The organism is Bacillus sp. ISL-41 (genome assembly GCF_018613235.1).
GTDB lineage: Bacteria > Bacillota > Bacilli > Bacillales > Cytobacillaceae > Mesobacillus.
This window is the reverse complement of the sequence record NZ_JAGGQP010000024.1, coordinates 1-14158: the sequence shown is the minus strand read 5'-3', so window position 1 is coordinate 14158 and position 14158 is coordinate 1. Positions and strand designations below refer to the sequence as shown.

At 41.9% G+C, this 14158-nt stretch carries 16 protein-coding genes; 6 read left to right on the top strand and 10 right to left on the bottom strand.

Features of this window, described 5'->3' with window-relative positions:
- A partial coding sequence (locus tag J7I80_RS12080) for a hypothetical protein (RefSeq protein ID WP_214738622.1) occupies window positions 1-187 on the top strand: 187 nt, incomplete at its 5' end.
- An 86-nt stretch (window positions 188-273) separates the two neighbouring features.
- On the opposite strand, the gene J7I80_RS12075 is transcribed toward J7I80_RS12080, so the two are convergent.
- The gene (locus J7I80_RS12075) at window positions 274-561 is read right to left on the bottom strand and encodes a UPF0223 family protein (RefSeq protein WP_214738621.1); all 288 of its coding nucleotides are present in this window, start codon (window positions 559-561) and stop codon (window positions 274-276) included.
- Window positions 562-664: 103 nt separating this feature from the next.
- Window positions 665-1624: an NAD(P)H-dependent flavin oxidoreductase gene (locus J7I80_RS12070; RefSeq protein WP_214738620.1), complete on the bottom strand. Its 960-nt coding sequence runs from the start codon at window positions 1622-1624 to the stop codon at window positions 665-667.
- Window positions 1625-1838: 214 nt separating this feature from the next.
- Between J7I80_RS12070 and J7I80_RS12065 the strand changes: the two genes are divergently transcribed.
- On the top strand, window positions 1839-3308 hold the full coding sequence (locus J7I80_RS12065; protein ID WP_214738619.1) for an aminotransferase class I/II-fold pyridoxal phosphate-dependent enzyme: 1470 nt from the start codon (window positions 1839-1841) through the stop codon (window positions 3306-3308).
- 197 nt (window positions 3309-3505) lie between these two features.
- On the opposite strand, the gene J7I80_RS12060 is transcribed toward J7I80_RS12065, so the two are convergent.
- Both J7I80_RS12060 and J7I80_RS12055 read right to left on the bottom strand, forming a co-directional pair.
- Window positions 3506-3628, bottom strand: a complete 123-nt coding sequence (locus J7I80_RS12060) for a GapA-binding peptide SR1P (RefSeq protein WP_023615067.1) — start codon at window positions 3626-3628, stop codon at window positions 3506-3508.
- Between the two features lie 457 nt (window positions 3629-4085).
- Window positions 4086-4385: a DUF3055 domain-containing protein gene (locus J7I80_RS12055; protein ID WP_214738618.1), complete on the bottom strand. Its 300-nt coding sequence runs from the start codon at window positions 4383-4385 to the stop codon at window positions 4086-4088.
- Window positions 4386-4544: 159 nt separating this feature from the next.
- Here J7I80_RS12055 and J7I80_RS12050 point away from each other — a divergent pair, with 159 nt between their 5' ends.
- Window positions 4545-4979 carry a DUF1885 family protein gene (locus J7I80_RS12050; RefSeq protein ID WP_214738617.1) on the top strand — a complete coding sequence of 145 codons (435 nt, stop codon included), beginning with the start codon at window positions 4545-4547 and terminating at the stop codon, window positions 4977-4979.
- A 95-nt stretch (window positions 4980-5074) separates the two neighbouring features.
- Here the strand turns inward: J7I80_RS12050 and J7I80_RS12045 are convergent, their stop codons facing one another.
- Entirely contained in the window at window positions 5075-5944 is an 870-nt protein-coding gene (locus J7I80_RS12045; RefSeq protein WP_483297700.1) for a polysaccharide deacetylase family protein, read from the bottom strand.
- A 531-nt stretch (window positions 5945-6475) separates the two neighbouring features.
- On the opposite strand from J7I80_RS12045, the gene J7I80_RS12040 reads away from it, so the two are divergent.
- Complete coding sequence (locus J7I80_RS12040; RefSeq protein WP_214738616.1) at window positions 6476-6853, top strand: small peptidoglycan-associated lipoprotein; 378 nt, start codon at window positions 6476-6478, stop codon at window positions 6851-6853.
- 36 nt (window positions 6854-6889) lie between these two features.
- On the opposite strand, the gene lpdA is transcribed toward J7I80_RS12040, so the two are convergent.
- The 5 genes from lpdA to J7I80_RS12015 all read right to left on the bottom strand — a co-directional run bounded on the left by lpdA (window position 6890) and on the right by J7I80_RS12015 (window position 13091).
- Window positions 6890-8299 carry a dihydrolipoyl dehydrogenase gene (gene lpdA, locus J7I80_RS12035; RefSeq protein WP_214738615.1) on the bottom strand — a complete coding sequence of 470 codons (1410 nt, stop codon included), beginning with the start codon at window positions 8297-8299 and terminating at the stop codon, window positions 6890-6892.
- Window positions 8300-8302: 3 nt separating this feature from the next.
- The gene (locus J7I80_RS12030) at window positions 8303-9673 is read right to left on the bottom strand and encodes a dihydrolipoamide acetyltransferase family protein (RefSeq protein WP_214738614.1); all 1371 of its coding nucleotides are present in this window, start codon (window positions 9671-9673) and stop codon (window positions 8303-8305) included.
- A 49-nt stretch (window positions 9674-9722) separates the two neighbouring features.
- Entirely contained in the window at window positions 9723-10700 is a 978-nt protein-coding gene (locus J7I80_RS12025) for an alpha-ketoacid dehydrogenase subunit beta (protein WP_041965621.1), read from the bottom strand.
- A 3-nt stretch (window positions 10701-10703) separates the two neighbouring features.
- Window positions 10704-11819: a pyruvate dehydrogenase (acetyl-transferring) E1 component subunit alpha gene (gene pdhA, locus J7I80_RS12020; RefSeq protein ID WP_214738612.1), complete on the bottom strand. Its 1116-nt coding sequence runs from the start codon at window positions 11817-11819 to the stop codon at window positions 10704-10706.
- Window positions 11820-12416: 597 nt separating this feature from the next.
- Window positions 12417-13091 carry a YkyA family protein gene (locus J7I80_RS12015; RefSeq protein WP_214738610.1) on the bottom strand — a complete coding sequence of 225 codons (675 nt, stop codon included), beginning with the start codon at window positions 13089-13091 and terminating at the stop codon, window positions 12417-12419.
- A gap of 247 nt (window positions 13092-13338) precedes the next feature.
- Here J7I80_RS12015 and J7I80_RS12010 point away from each other — a divergent pair, with 247 nt between their 5' ends.
- Both J7I80_RS12010 and def read left to right on the top strand, forming a co-directional pair.
- Window positions 13339-13464: a YjcZ family sporulation protein gene (locus tag J7I80_RS12010; RefSeq protein ID WP_167831891.1), complete on the top strand. Its 126-nt coding sequence runs from the start codon at window positions 13339-13341 to the stop codon at window positions 13462-13464.
- A gap of 106 nt (window positions 13465-13570) precedes the next feature.
- The gene (def, locus tag J7I80_RS12005) at window positions 13571-14125 is read left to right on the top strand and encodes a peptide deformylase (protein WP_214738608.1); all 555 of its coding nucleotides are present in this window, start codon (window positions 13571-13573) and stop codon (window positions 14123-14125) included.
- Window positions 14126-14158 lie beyond the last annotated feature (33 nt).

The following is a 14158-nucleotide window of genomic DNA, read 5'->3' as shown; positions in this document are numbered from 1 at the left end:
GGTGAAGTCGTTCTTTGACTTCATTGGCAGGACCGAAATCGAAAAGTATAGCCGACTGTCCAGAAACGCAGAAACTGGAGACTCCGACAAAGAAGCGCTTTTTGCTTCTGCCGGCGGAGTTGAAGTTTCGGAGTTTCTAGGAGGCAACACTAGACAAGCGTCTCGAGGAGTTAGGAGCCGCAGCTAGACAAGCGTCTCGGGAAATAGGAGCAGGAGCTGGACAAAAGAAAGAGCCCATTTTGCATGGGCTCTTTCTCCATTCTTATCTGATTCTTATTTTTTCCTTTTCTGAACTACTTTTATCTTTTCACCTGACCCGGTTTCTTTAATTGCTTTTACTGCCTGGTATGGTACGCAGCCACTCACTTCTTCAAATTCATTGAATAGTGTTTTTTCCTGGGCCTTTCCAGGGACGATTTCTTTAAAACGACGGTATGCTTTAAGTAAAGAGTCTCGTTCAATTCCTTTTTCATAAGCCTTTTCAATGCATCCATAAAAATGAATAACATCGACAATTTCATCTGTAGACCATGTGTAATCTATTGGATATTGGTATTCCATTCTTTCACCTGCTTTTTGTGCTATGCCCCGGCTGCTCCTGGGCATCCTTTGTATGTTTATCGATTGTACAGGTATTTGTAGTGGATCGCAAGAAAATCGGACCTCACTTACTCCATATAGTTCTTATTTCTTCAGCTTCTTTGATGATTCTGTCGAAAAGGTCCGACACTGATGGAGAGTCTTTAATCAATCCCATCACCTGGCCAGCCCAGCCAAAGCCATTTTCATCATCACCTTCATATATATACTTACGGTTTGCACTTCCGCTGATCAACTCTTTTAATTCTTCATAACCTCCGCCTTGTTTCTCTATTTTGAGGATTTTTTCCGTCAATGGGCTGGCAATCGCCCTTGCTGGCATCCCGAGCGTCCTTTTTATTACTGCGGTATCATTTTCGGTGCCTTCAACAAGCTTCTGCTTGTACAGCTCGTTTGCATGGACGCATTCTTTGGTAGCGATGAAGCGTGTACCCATTTCTATCCCATGTGCTCCCAGGCTCAACGCTGCCATAAGGCCTCTTCCATCACCAATTCCACCTGAAGCGATAACAGGTATGCTCACTGCATCTACTACTGATGGAATAAGCACCATCGTTCCTATGTCACTCTTCCCTAAATGTCCGCCGCCTTCCTGGCCGACAACCATCACTGCATCTGCACCCAGCTCCTCCGCTTTCTGAGCCTGCCTTTTCGCTGCTACAAGGACGAGTTTTTTAATGTCAGCCCCTTTTAACTGTTCAAAAATCGGTGCAGGGTTTCCCCCTGTCATCGAAATAACAGGAACATTTTCTTCTATAGCAATTGCAAGAAAATGAGAAAACGGCCTTCCATGCTGCCCGATGGCAAAATTAACTCCAAATGGCTTGTCAGTCAGCATTCTCACTTTATGTATTTCTTGTCTTAATGCCTCAGGATCAGGGAGTGACATTGCTGTTATTTGACCCAGTCCTCCTGCATTCGATACAGCTGCGGCCAATTCTGAATAAGCCAGATACGCAAGACCTCCCTGGACAATCGGGTATTGGATCCCTAAAAGGTTTGTTACATCTGTATTCCAGTTCATATTCCCTCTCCTCCAAATGCCGTTTCTTTAATACTTCTATTATAGGAGCCATATTTCCTGTTTTCTTTATGCTGGATCGCAGTTTTTCTTTATATTTTGAATTTCTTTGCAAACACCTTGATTAGTGCTATAATGCATGTGTTTTATTTTTTCAAAAGCTAATCATAACTTATAAACAAGGAAATCCAATACATTAAAGAGGTGTGATCGTCAATTGTCACAAAAAGAAACACCGTTGTTTACAAGCCTATTAACGCACGCAGGAAAAAATCCGATCCAGTTTCATATTCCCGGCCATAAAAAAGGGAGCGGAATTGACCCTGAGTTCAGAGAGTTCATTGGTGATAATGCACTGTCCATTGATTTAATCAACATCGGCCCCCTTGATGACTTGCATTCGCCTAAAGGCATCATCAAGCAGGCTCAGGAACTCGCCGCTGAAGCATTCGGCGCTGATCATACTTTCTTTTCAGTACAAGGGACAAGCGGGGCGATCATGACCATGATCATGACTGTCTGCGGACCTGGAGACAAGATTATCGTTCCACGGAACGTTCATAAATCGATTATGTCGGCTATTGTTTTTTCCGGAGCAATTCCGATTTTCATCCATCCAGAGATTGATAAGAAGCTTGGAATTTCTCATGGGATCTCAACTGACTCAGTCGAGAGGGCGCTGGAACAGCATCCAGATGCAAAAGGTCTTCTTGTAATCAACCCAACGTATTTCGGCTTTGCAGCTGACTTGAAAAAAATCGTTGAAATTGCTCATTCTTACGATGTTCCAGTTCTGGTGGATGAAGCCCATGGGGTCCATATCCACTTCCATGAAGATCTTCCGCTTTCAGCCATGCAGGCAGGAGCTGACATGGCTGCAACAAGCGTTCATAAGCTTGGCGGATCAATGACGCAAAGCTCGATTCTGAATGTAAAAGAAGGCTTGGTATCGTCTAAGCGTGTTCAATCAATTATCAGTATGCTGACAACTACCTCTACTTCTTACCTCTTGCTCGCATCACTGGATACTGCGAGAAGAAGACTTGCCATTGAGGGAAGGGACATCATCGACAGGACGATCAAGCTGGCGCAATGGATTCGCGGTCAGGTAAACGAAATTGAGCATCTTTACTGCCCTGGAGAGGACCTTCTTGGCACGAATGCAACCTTTGATTTTGACCCGACAAAAGTACTCATCAGCATAAAAGACCTCAATATTACTGGATACGAGGTCGAAAAATGGCTTCGCGAGAAATACAATATCGAAGTGGAACTTTCAGATTTGTACAATATCCTTTGCATCATCACACCTGGAGACACACAAAAAGAAGCTGAAATTCTTGTGAAAGCATTACGTGAACTTTCTAAAGAATTCCACCACCTTGCGGAAAAGGTGCATGCAGAAGTTATGCTTCCGGATATCCCGTTACTAGCGTTGACACCTCGGGATGCGTTCTACGCCGATACCGAAGTTGTGCCTGTTGAGGAATCAGAGGGACGGATAATAGCAGAATTCGTAATGGTGTATCCACCAGGGATTCCAATTTTCATTCCAGGAGAGATCATCACAGAAGAAAACCTTGTATATATCAAGACCAATATGGAGGCCGGCCTCCCTGTACAAGGTCCAGAAGATGATGAACTTAAATCCTTCAGAGTGATCAAGGAACACAAAGCAATTAGATAAGAAAAGCGCAAGCGCCTTGTTCAGCCCGACAAGCGCCGGAAGGCCGTACAGTGAAGTCGTTCTTTGACTTCATCGGGCGGACCGAAGCGACTCGAGGGCTAGGCGCTGAAGCTAGACAATTTCCGAAGTGAAAATTTACACTTTCTTATCTTGTAAAAAAAGAGGGCATGCAGCTTTGCATGCCCTTTTATCTATTCTTATCTTTCCTCTGCACCTTCATGGTCGCAGCAGTTGCATTTTTTTGAATATAATACCGTTACTTTCTCATCTTCGAAATGGTCAATTGTAGCATTGCAGGTTTGACAAACGATTGTGCCCATCTTTTCAATCTCCTTTTCGTTTTGAATTTTGAAAGCGCTTCATCAATTTCTAATTATATAATAATATAACACTATTAAGATTTCAAGCCTAAATTGTATAACACTTTTAATTTTTATAATGTTATTTTCATTATTTGTACCCATTATATATGTTTTACAAACAATTAGTATGACACTATTTACTCAAAAGTTAAATTGTTGTTGCCCATGCGGTAACTTGTCATCATGGAATTTCAACAAAGAACAAAAAGCCAAGCGCCTCGTTCAGGCCCGACAAGCGCTGGAGGGCCGCCCGTTGAAGGCGCTCTTTGACTTCATTGGGCGGAGCGAAGCGTCTCGAGGGGCTAGGCGCTGGAGCTGGATTAAGAATAATACATCTAGTTCTCCACAACTAAATAATTTTATAATTTCCTAACAAACTAAAAACAGGCCTTTTTGGCCTGCTCTCGTCTCCCGCTTATTCGTATTGAGTCTGGAACGGGGCTGTCGGCAATTCTTCATTGAAAAATAATGCAAGGTCCTCAGCCTGCCGGACTTCTGTAATATGGAATGCTTTCTGCAAATATTCTACGTCTTCAATGTCCTTAGGGTCGAGGAGTGCTGAACGCCCCGTCTGCATGCAGACTACCAGAGGTTTTCCGAAAAACATGTTGGTAGAGACAATCCCAAAGTCATAACGAGTGTCATTAGTAGTAAACCCCACAAACCTGACGTGAACCTTTTCATGCTCATCATAAAGCTTTTCGAATAGTTCCATATGCCTCCTCCTTTTTAATTAAATATTTAGAATATTATTATAATTTATTTTTGCCAAAAAGGCAAGTGCATAAGAAGTTAAAAAGCTTTTATTCTATTGTCAATGCTTTTTCAGGAGTGATAAAATGGTGAAGAATAGATAGGAAAAGGGGATTGGACGATGTCTAGTAATGCTTATATTAAACTTGTACCATCATCATCTCAGCAAGCCATTTCCACTGAAGAACTAAAGGATTTATTTAATTACTATAAGGAAATTACTGCTAAAACAGGTGACCAGGTTGATTGGAATTATGAAAATTCAGCATTTCCTTATGATCTGAAGGAAAAAGAGGATGGAAAAGGCACATGGTTTTATCTGCATTCATCCCAAGACCGCTATAATGCCATACTAATCGGCGTTGATAAAGAAACAGTTGTCGACGAAGACGGGACAGAACGCGAACAATCATACATACAAATTACACTTCCTCCTACAGCGACAGCTGGGGACAAAGGAAAAGCAAATGAATTCAGTAAGTTCCTGGGTAAAAAATTGCAGGGCGAGCTCCATTTATTCAATGGAAGGATTATGTACTTCTACCCACGCAAATAAAGACATTTTCGCTTTAAAAACACTTTCCTGGTTCCGCACCAAACGGAACTCTAAAAGTTCGCACTAATTGCTTTTTAAAACATCAAAAACGGCTGCTACTGGGCAGCCGTTTCTTTATTTGCAGGAGTTTCGATAAGTTCGGGATCGACGATTTTATATCCTTTTTCTTGCAGGCCTTTTACGATATCCTCCAGTGCTTCGCTTGTCCACTGCCTGTCATGCATCAGCAAATTCGCTCCATTCCGGAGTAAAGGCGTATTCACCATAATATCCGCAAGAGCTTCCTTTGATTGATAATCCTTTTCCCAATCATAACCATAGGTCCAATTCATTAGCAGCATTTTCTCATCTGCGGCCAGCTGCTTGCTGTAGTCAGTATTCATTCCAAATGGAGCCCTGAAGAATTCCGGCCTTTCACCAATCAATTCCTCGACCCTGTCATTAAGATCTACAATTTCTTTCCTTTGTTGCTCCTCGGATAATTCCCTTAACGATTTGTGATTATATGTATGGTTCCCTATTGGAAAGCCCATTTGATGAATTTGCTTGAGTACTTCTCCTTCTTCGGGAGTATCAAGGAAGTGGCCATTTACAAAAAAGATGGCTCTTACATTTAATTCTTTTAAAGTTTTGGCCATTTCAAGAGCATTTTTGTCTGGAGCGTCGTCAATTGTCAATAAAACAATTTTTTCATCAGGATTATCGATATTTTGGATAGAAAAATCGCTTTTCATCCTATATTGTGGTGATGCCTGTACTACTTCTTCGCTCTTACTTTCATCTTCTGCTGGGTTCTCTGCTGGTTCTGCAGCTTCTGTTTCCGGCATTTCCTCTGTGGCTTTTTCATCATTTATGACTTGTTCTTGTTGCTCTTCACTGGTGCTTGTTGGTTTCTGCGCTTCTTCTGAAGCCCCGCATCCGGCTAAAATCAACGAAGCAGCAATCGCAGATACTACTGTTTTTATCAAAACTTTTCCCTCCCGGTGGTATATCTTTGCTGACAAAGCTGATGGATTACAATTTTTTACACGCTCAGTACTTCATGAAATAAAAGACATTGTCATATGGATCGACCCATAAATAGCCAGGCTCAAGACCGTTATAAAAAAGGTTTTTCTTGTGGATTTCATGATATGATTGCCTATTATTATGGCTAAATAGAAAAATACCAAGAACATAATACCATTATAAATCGGATGATCGTGTTTGGATAGCCATTCTATTAAGGTATATCCACTCCAGATAATGAATTGAAGCAGCATAACTGCATACACTTTCAAATCCTCCACCACCATGTCTAAATTATCTTATTCCCAAGTCACGTCAGGTTAAACATTTAGATCTTTTTACTAGTATATGTCCTGATGGTTAGGATATTTTTCAATTATGTAACAAATCAATAACATTCCATTCTTTTGGAAATTGCTATGATAGAATATGGACAAACAGTTACATATGGTGAAACAACATTCCGAAAAAAAGTGAGGCAAAGATAAATGAAAAGTTTGTCTTTTGTTTTTGTCGCTACGTTCCTATTTCTCACGGCTTCTTGCAACCCAGTCAACGATTCAGATGAATTGGAGCTCAATGGAGATATTAAACAAGTCGTTTTCTTTTCTGATGATGAGAATTATAAACAGGAAGCATCCTATTATGATGCTATTATAGAATTAAAGAAAGAATACCCTTCTGCATTTGATGATATTGTTGTCATTTCTGCTGCCAATGCCAATAAATACTATGACCTTTTTAAGGTAAAACAGTTTCCTGCCATCCTGATTGTCCATCAGGACCAGGTCCTTGCCAATGTGAATGGCAATGTAACAAAGGATCAGATCATCGAACCCTTATCAGCAGTTTTGAATAATGAATAAAAAAAGTCCTTTCCTGATGGAAAGGACTTTTTTATGTTACTTAACGATATGAATCGGGTTACCAAGTGCTACTTCTGCAGCTTCCATCGTAATCTCACCGAGAGTTGGGTGAGCGTGGATTGTCATTGCAAGGTCTTCAGCAGTCATGCCAGCTTCGATTGCAAGACCTAGCTCTGCGATCATGTCAGAAGCATTCGGACCAGCAATTTGCGCACCGATGACAATGTCATCTTCTTTACGTGTGATCAGCTTCAAGAAGCCGTCTGTCTGGTTAAGTGATAGTGCACGGCCATTTGCAGCGAATGGGAACTTAGATGCTGTAATATCAATGCCTGCATCTTTAGCTTCCTTTTCAGAGTAGCCTACTGATGCTAATTCCGGATCAGAGAAGACAACTGCTGGAATAGCCAGGTAGTCGATTTCTGAAGGATGTCCTGCGATTGCTTCAGCAGCAATTTTACCTTCGTAAGAAGCTTTATGGGCTAGTGGCGGCCCTTCGACAATGTCACCGATCGCATAGATGTTGCTTACACTTGTACGGCACTGTTTGTCGATTTTAATAACGCCGCGATCAGACATCTCGATGCCTACCTGCTCAAGGCCTAGTTCGTCCGTGTTAGGCTTTCTTCCTACCATGACAAACACATAGTCTGCTTCGATGCTCTTTTCTTCACCGTTTGCTTCATACTTAACTGTTACGCCAGAGTCAGTCTCGTCGACACCTTTTGCAAGTGCCTTAGTAATGATCTCTGCACCCTTCTTTTTAAGGTTGCGTTTTACTAGTGCTGACATCTGCTTTTCGAATCCATTAAGAATTTCGTCCGCACCTTCAAGAATCGTTACCTTAGTGCCAAAGCTTGCGTATGCTCCGCCAAGCTCAGTACCAATGTACCCTCCGCCAATAACAACAATGCTCTTTGGAAGCTCCTGGAGGTTAAGTGCACCTGTTGAATCAAGGACACGCTTGGTGTACTTGAAAGCTGGGATTTCGATAGGACGCGATCCAGTCGCAATGATTGCATTTTTGAAAGTATATGTTTGTGCTGAATTTTCATCCATAACACGAATCGTATTGGAATCGACAAAATACGCTTCTCCGCTTACGATATCGATTTTGTTACCTTTCAAAAGACCTTCTACGCCGCCTGTAAGTTTTTTAACTACTCCAGCCTTAAATTCCTGAACTTTTGAGAAATCAAGCGTGACGTTTTCAGCTTTGATCCCCATGTCTTCAGAATGCTTAGCATTTTCATATCTGTGGCCTGCAGAAATTAACGCTTTTGAAGGAATACATCCGACGTTCAGGCACACTCCGCCAAGAGTTGCTTTTTCTACGATTGTTACTTTTTGGCCTAGCTGGGCAGCGCGAATCGCTGCCACATATCCGCCAGGTCCGGCACCAATGACAAGAGTATCAGTTTCGATTGGAAAATCTCCTACTACCATTTATTACCCCTCCATTAACAATAGTTCTGGATCGTTCAACAGGCGCTTGATGTGATTCAATGCGTGCTGTGCAGTAGCGCCGTCAATCATTCGATGATCGAAGCTTAAGGAAAGCGCCAGTACAGGAGCAGCAACAATCTCACCATCTTTAACTACTGGCTTCTCCGCAATTCGTCCGATACCAAGAATCGCTACTTCCGGATGGTTGATGACTGGAGTGAACCATTGTCCGCCAGCAGAACCGATATTCGTGATTGTGCAAGAAGCACCTTTCATTTCATCTGGTGCAAGTTTACCGTCACGAGCTTTACCAGCTAACTCATTGATTTCATTAGAAATTGAGAATACGGATTTGCGGTCAGCGTCCTTTACAACTGGTACAAGCAAGCCTTTATCTGTGTCTGCAGCAATACCGATATTGTAATAGTGCTTGTGAACGATTTCGCTTGTCGCATCATCTAATGATGTGTTCAATGCTGGGTATTCACGCAATGCACTTGTTAATGCTTTTACCACATAAGGAAGGAATGTAAGCTTGATTCCTTTTTCTGCAGCCACTTCTTTGAACTTCTTGCGATGCGCAACGAGCTTTGCTACATCCACTTCGTCCATTAATGTAACGTGTGGAGCTGTATGCTTGGAATTAACCATTGCCTTAGCGATCGCTTTTCTGATTCCGCTCATCTTTTCGCGTGTCTCAGGGTATTGCCCTTCTGGAATAGCCTGAGCCGCTGCAGCTTTAGGTGCCTCATCAGCTTTTGCTGCCTGTGCTTGGTCTGCTTGTGGTGCAGCTGCTGCAGGAGCGCCTCCGCTTAGGAAGCTGTCGATATCATCCTTCACGATGCGGCCATTCTTTCCTGAACCAGCAACCTGACGAATATCAACACCTTTTTCACGTGCATATTTACGGACAGATGGCATAGCGACGATGCGGCGGTTAGGGTCAACCTCTGCTTGTGGTGCAGCTGCTGCACCAGCACCAGTCTGGCCTGAAGGAGCAGGAGCATCTGCTGCTTCTTTTTCAATTTTTTGTCCGGATTCTAAAGTAGATTGAACCTGAGCTTCTGTCTTTTCCTGTTTAGGCTGTTCAGCAGGTGCATCTTCTTCTTCACCTTTGAATTTTAGGTGCTCGTAACCAGGTGCGTCGAAGGTTACAAGAACCTGTCCTACTGTTGCTACTGTTCCTTCTTCTACTAAAACTTCTTCGACTGTACCAGCTACAGGTGAAGGAATTTCTACTACTGCTTTGTCATTCTGCACTTCGCAAAGTACATCGTCTTCCTGAACTTTATCGCCAGGCTTTACGAACCACTTGACTATTTCACCTTCGTGAATACCTTCGCCGATGTCTGGCAGCTTAAATTGGAATGCCAATGGAATTCACCCTCCTAAGTTTTTCAACCTTATTAATTTGAGCGTTTAATTAGAATGTAAGTACTTTTTTAGCTGTTGCAATTACATCTTTGTAGTTAGGCAGCCATACAGATTCTGCTTGAGAGAATGCGAAAACTGTATCTGGAGCTGTTACACGCAATACTGGCGCCTCTAGACTAAGGATTGCACGATCGTTGATTTCTGCAACAATTTGTCCAGCCATACCAGCTTGTTTTTGAGCTTCCTGCACGACAATCGCTCTTCCTGTTTTTTCAACAGAGGCGATGATTGTTTCAATATCGAAAGGCATTACAGTTCTTAAGTCGATTACTTCTACAGAGTATCCTTCTTTTTCAAGTTCTTCTGCTGCCTTTAATGATTCATGGACCATAGCGCCATAAGTGATAATGGACAGGTCTTTTCCTTCACGCTTAACATCTGCTTTTCCAAGAGGGATTGTGTATTCTTCCTCAGGAACTTCCTGACGGAAAGAGCGGTAAAGCTTCATGTGCTCTAAGAAAATGACTGGATCATTATCGCGGATTGAAGAAATCAACAATCCTTTTGCGTCATAAGGAGTTGAAGGAATAACGACTTTCAGGCCAGGCTGCTGTGCGACCATTCCTTCAAGGCTGTCAGCGTGCATCTCTGGAGTATGTACGCCTCCCCCGAATGGCGAGCGGATAGTAACCGGTGAGCTGTAGCGGCCGCCTGAACGGTAACGCATACGAGCCATTTGCCCTGCAATCGAATCCATAACTTCGAAGACAAAGCCGAAGAATTGGATTTCAGGAACTGGACGGTAGCCTTGCAGCGCAAGACCAATTGCCAATCCGCCGATACCGGATTCTGCAAGCGGTGTATCAAATACACGGTCTTCACCAAATTCATTTTGCAGGCCTTCAGTAGCACGGAATACACCGCCGTTTACGCCAACGTCTTCCCCGAATACTAGTACGTTTGGATCGTTCTTCATTTCAACGCGAAGAGCGTCTGTAATTGCTTGAATCATTGTCATTTGAGCCATGGCTTACTTCGACTCCTTCTCTTTATATATTTCATATTGCTCTTTTAAGTGGTCTGGCATTTCTTCATACATGATTTCCATAAGGTCAGTTACTTTTTGCTTAGGTGTATCATCCGCTTCTTTGATAGCGTTTTTGATTTCTTCTTTTGCTTGTTCGATTGTTTCGTTCTCCATGTCTTCAGTCCACAGGTTTTTCTTCTCCAGGAACTTACGGAAACGAACTAATGGATCTTTCTTTTCCCACTCATTGTCCAGATCTGCTGTACGGTAACGAGTTGGGTCATCACCAGCCATTGTATGAGGACCATAACGGTATGTCATTGTTTCGATCAATGTAGGACCTTCTCCGTTAACTGCGCGCTTACGTGCTTCAAGAGTTACAGCATAAACTGCTAGCGGGTCCATTCCGTCAACCTGGATACCAGGGATCCCTGCGGCAACAGCTTTCTGAGCGATTGTTTCTGCAGCAGTCTGCTTTTCAACTGGAGTTGAAATCGCGAAACGGTTGTTCTGAACAAAGAAGATTGCCGGCGCTTTGTATGCACCTGCAAAGTTGATACCTTCGTAGAAATCACCTTGAGAAGAACCGCCATCACCTGTGTAAGTAACAGCAACTGCTTTTGTTCCGCGTTTCTTCATTCCAAGTGCTACACCTGCAGCCTGGATATATTGTGCACCAATGATGATTTGTGGTGAAATAACATTTACACCTTCAGGAATTTGATTACCCTTGAAGTGTCCGCGTGAGAATAAGAAAGCTTGCGTTAGCGGAAGTCCATGCCAGATCATTTGCGGAACATCACGGTATCCCGGAAGAATGAAATCTTCTTTCTCAAGTGCGAATTGAGATGCAAGCTGAGAAGCTTCCTGTCCTGCTGTGGGAGCATAGAATCCTAGGCGTCCCTGGCGGTTCAATGAAATTGAACGCTGGTCCAGAATCCTTGTATAAACCATACGCTTCATTAATTCTTGTAATTGCTCATCAGAAAGCTCAGGCATAGCCGCTTCATTTACGACTTCGCCCTCTTCATTCAAAATCTGGAACATCTCAAATTGGCTTTCAATCTTTTCGAGCTGCTTCATTGCATCAACAGTGTTGTTTTTTGTTTTAGATGCCATCAGAGCCACCTCTTCCTTTCATACTTCATGAATTTTAAATTGAATATACAAAAATAGGTTACCCAATATCAGGATAAACTTCCCCGGGTTTCTAAATACCTGTCAGAGCTGAATTGTTTTTATTGGCCGTTTAGAATGTTTCAAGAAAGTTTTTTAAACAACTCATACCTGGAACACCATATGAACACACCATTCTATAGTTTTCCACAGATCCACTATAAAAAAACTTTTATTTCTCCATTATTGCGCCAGAAATACTGTATCAGTGGAAATGAAAAATATAGTAATACAATCCGCTCATTCGTTTTTTAGTTTACATCACGAAAATAAGTCCGTCAAATACTATGTTTCATCTTTTTTAATTTTATTCACTATCTCTATGTTATTATCTCAGAAAAGCAACTGTATTACTTTTTATTGATTACTGTACTATAATAAATTACTTTTAATTCAGACTGTATTAGTGCTGTCAAATGGTATTTAAAAGGCTTAAATCGCCATTTTGCATGGATATGTACCCTGCCACTTCCGATCATGGACTTTCTTCGAAGCAACAAAAAAAGCCGCTTAATCTCAAAGCGGCTCACTTCTCACACATTATTTTTCTTTATCCGAACTAACTTCTATTCCAGCATTTTTGTAAAAATCCATCTTCTCTTGATTATACTGATCAGTCTTTTCATTGAATTCCTGATTGTTATTCAAGACAATTTCATATACTTCATTCACTTTATTGATTTGTTCTTCGAGTTTTTCAAAGCTTAATTCCTTATCTTTAAGCATTTCATAAAGCTCTTTGTCATATTGAAGGCCTTTTTTATAATTCTCGTACAGCTTATCGTGGGTTTCATATCTTTCTTTCATAGTCGCCTGCAGTTCAGTTGCCTGCTTCTTTAGGTTTGCGTCATCAATTTCCTCGATGATTTCATCTACATTCCCGAACTCTTTTTCGGACTCATCTATACTTTCTTTTTCTTTCTCAATATGCTCTGAGCGTTTGTCAGCTAAAGCCAGCGCCTCATCTGCCAGCTTCACGATCTGGTCGTATTCCTTCATTCCTAATGAAATGATCTTCTCATAAATTTCTTTTTCCTTCTTTTCCAACTCAACAAGTGGGTCCTGCTGGTCCTCAAATCCCTTTTCAATTGAAACAACCTTCTCAAGTGCTTCAAACATCTTTTCCTCTGGTGATTGCTTGTCCAGACACCCAGCTAGACTGAAAACTCCAGCCATCATAATAATAGCTAAACTTATTTTTTTGATTATGGACAAAATAATAACCTCCTCATTAATACCAATTTTACTATAGCGATTGCGGCGAGATTTGACAATAGATATGAAAATTCGCGCGATGAATTGTCCAGACTGGAAGTGGCGTATGCTTGTCCTTACCCTATATATATACATACCTCTGACTGTTTATGCTCTAGGCTTAAGCCTATACCTTAAATTTTCTTATGCATAGGCTATAGCAATCGACCGATTAACGGGCGAAAAACACAATTGAGGAGGTCACCTGATGTACGGTTATGGATATGGATGTGGTTATCCTGTTGCAGGAGCAGGATATGGCAATGGATTCGCTTTGATTGTCGTATTATTCATCCTTCTGATCATTGTTGGCTGCGCCTGCTGGAAGTTTTAAAGGAATGAAGAGGGAGGGCAAGTCCCTCTCTCTTTTAACATTTCTAGTTAACTTTTTACTGTTCATTTGTTAGACTTAACATTATTACATACTAGAGGTGAAGTTAATGTTGACGATGGATGATATCGTCCGTGATGGACATCCCGTGCTCCGAAAAGTCGCGGAAGAGGTTCCTATGCCTCCTTCACAGGAAGATAAGGCAGTGCTTGAAAGCCTGATTGAATATGTTAAAAACAGCCAGGACCCTGAAGTTGCCCAAAAACATGGACTCCGTCCCGGAATCGGTCTTGCCGCACCGCAAATAAATGTATCGAAAAGAATGATTGCTGTTCATGTAACAGATGAAAAAGATAATTTACTTAGCCACGCTCTATTCAACCCAAAAATCATCAGCCATTCTGTGGAACGTTCCTACCTCGCAGCCGGTGAAGGATGCCTGTCAGTTGATGAGTCGATCCCTGGATATGTGCCGAGATATGCCAGGATAACCGTAAAAGGAATAGACCTTGAAGGAAATGAAGTAAAACTTCGCCTAAAAGGCCTGCAAGCGATTGTATTCCAGCATGAAATCGATCATTTAAATGGCATTATGTTTTACGATCACATTAATAAACAAGACCCATATGCTGAAATTCCCGATGCAAAACCAGTGGAAAGATAAGCCTCACATAAGCAAAATTAACATAGGGTGTCC

Excerpts from the sequence above, each read along its gene's own strand:
- J7I80_RS12040 (WP_214738616.1), top strand. The coding sequence starts at position 6,476 with ATGAAAAGTTTGTCTTTTGTTTTTGTCGCTACGTTCCTATTTCTCACG.
- J7I80_RS12070 (WP_214738620.1), bottom strand. The coding sequence starts at position 1,624 with ATGAACTGGAATACAGATGTAACAAACCTTTTAGGGATCCAATACCCG.
- J7I80_RS12050 (WP_214738617.1), top strand. The coding sequence starts at position 4,545 with ATGTCTAGTAATGCTTATATTAAACTTGTACCATCATCATCTCAGCAA.
- J7I80_RS12025 (WP_041965621.1), bottom strand. The coding sequence starts at position 10,700 with ATGGCTCAAATGACAATGATTCAAGCAATTACAGACGCTCTTCGCGTT.
- lpdA (WP_214738615.1), bottom strand. The coding sequence starts at position 8,299 with ATGGTAGTAGGAGATTTTCCAATCGAAACTGATACTCTTGTCATTGGT.
- J7I80_RS12060 (WP_023615067.1), bottom strand. The coding sequence starts at position 3,628 with ATGGGCACAATCGTTTGTCAAACCTGCAATGCTACAATTGACCATTTC.
- def (WP_214738608.1), top strand. The coding sequence starts at position 13,571 with ATGTTGACGATGGATGATATCGTCCGTGATGGACATCCCGTGCTCCGA.
- J7I80_RS12075 (WP_214738621.1), bottom strand. The coding sequence starts at position 561 with ATGGAATACCAATATCCAATAGATTACACATGGTCTACAGATGAAATT.
- pdhA (WP_214738612.1), bottom strand. The coding sequence starts at position 11,819 with ATGGCATCTAAAACAAAAAACAACACTGTTGATGCAATGAAGCAGCTC.
- J7I80_RS12055 (WP_214738618.1), bottom strand. The coding sequence starts at position 4,385 with ATGGAACTATTCGAAAAGCTTTATGATGAGCATGAAAAGGTTCACGTC.
- J7I80_RS12010 (WP_167831891.1), top strand. The coding sequence starts at position 13,339 with ATGTACGGTTATGGATATGGATGTGGTTATCCTGTTGCAGGAGCAGGA.